The following is a 403-nucleotide window of genomic DNA, read 5'->3' on the forward strand; positions in this document are numbered from 1 at the left end:
CGGCGAACGCCGCCACTCCCGACGGGAAGTGCGAGAAGGCCTGTCGGAGCAGCGCCGGATCGGGCGAGTAGGTCGTGAGCGGCACGAGAGGGTCCTTCCGGGGGAACGGGGAACGGGGAACGGGGCGGGAACGGAGGCGACGGCGGGCGGTCAGACGGCCGCGGCGGCCCGCAGGCGGGCTCCGGGGTGGTCCGGCGCGAGTCGGGCCCGACCGTCAGCGCGGAGGCGTCCGCGCAGAGTCAGCCCGGCCGGGACGTCGACGACGTGGCCGCGGGCGCGCAGCTCGGGCATGACGAGGTCGAGGAAGCTGTCGAAGTCGCCGAAGGGACCGGGCTGGACGAGGAAGCCGTCGCCTCCGGTCGCCGCCAGCGCCGCCTCGGCCTGGTCGACCACCTCGGCGGGG

The 403-nt window shown here is 76.4% G+C and carries 1 pseudogene; it reads right to left on the reverse strand.

The window, feature by feature from the left end:
• Positions 1–150: 150 nt before the first annotated feature.
• Positions 151–403 (reverse strand): annotated as a pseudogene (locus ASF46_RS19495) (5,10-methylene tetrahydromethanopterin reductase); the annotation flags it as partial.

The sequence above is a fragment of the Rathayibacter sp. Leaf296 genome, assembly GCF_001423045.1.
GTDB lineage: Bacteria > Actinomycetota > Actinomycetes > Actinomycetales > Microbacteriaceae > Rathayibacter > Rathayibacter caricis.